Genomic DNA, 599 nt, shown 5'->3' with positions numbered 1-599 from the left:
CTATGCGCGGCGATCGGCGCGGTGGCGGGGGGCCAGGTGGGTTATCTGATCGGGCGGCACGGCGGCCGGGCGCTGCTCGCGCGCACCTCAAGCCGCCGGGTGAAGGGCGCGGCGGCCCGCGCCGAGGATCTGCTGGCCCGGTACGGCTACGGGAAGGCCCTGGTGATCGGCCGGTTCGTGCCGCTGCTGCGCACGGTGCTGCATCCGGTGGCGGGGGCGCTCGGGGTGCCCGCCCGGCCGTTCACCCTCTGGCAGACGGTGGGCGGGGTGCTCTGGTCGCAGGCCCTGGTCCTGGCGGGGTTCACCCTCGGCGCCTCGGTCCCCGCGGTGGACGACTATCTGTTGCTGCTGGTCGCGGCGGTCGTCGTACTGTCCATGCTGCCGCTGCTGGTGGAGGCCCGCNNCGGAACCGGAAGGGCCCGCCGACTCGGAGGGCTCGGAGGGGTCGGAGGGAGACGCCGAGCCCGGCCCCCGGGACGAGCCTCAGCGGCGCGACCAGTCCGGGCACCCCGACCACTGAGCGGGCGCCCCGCAAAGCTCCCGTAGCCTCCGTAACCCCTCGATGCCCTACACCCTGTCTCTTATACCAATCTGACGCT

At 73.9% G+C, this 599-nt stretch carries 1 protein-coding gene; it reads left to right on the top strand.

Annotated features, from left to right (window positions below; all coding sequences use genetic code 11):
* The first annotated feature begins 12 nt into the window (after window positions 1-12).
* Window positions 13-546, top strand: coding sequence for a DedA family protein (locus tag CCN72_RS37220; RefSeq protein WP_425276210.1), 534 nt, complete (start codon window positions 13-15; stop codon window positions 544-546).
* The last annotated feature ends 53 nt before the right edge of the window (window positions 547-599 follow it).

Origin of the sequence: Streptomyces murinus, assembly GCF_002154555.1 — a bacterium.
In the GTDB taxonomy this organism is placed as follows: Bacteria; Actinomycetota; Actinomycetes; order Streptomycetales; family Streptomycetaceae; genus Streptomyces; species Streptomyces murinus.
The sequence above is the reverse complement of the archived record's forward strand: the minus strand, read 5'-3'. Positions and strand labels throughout refer to the sequence as shown.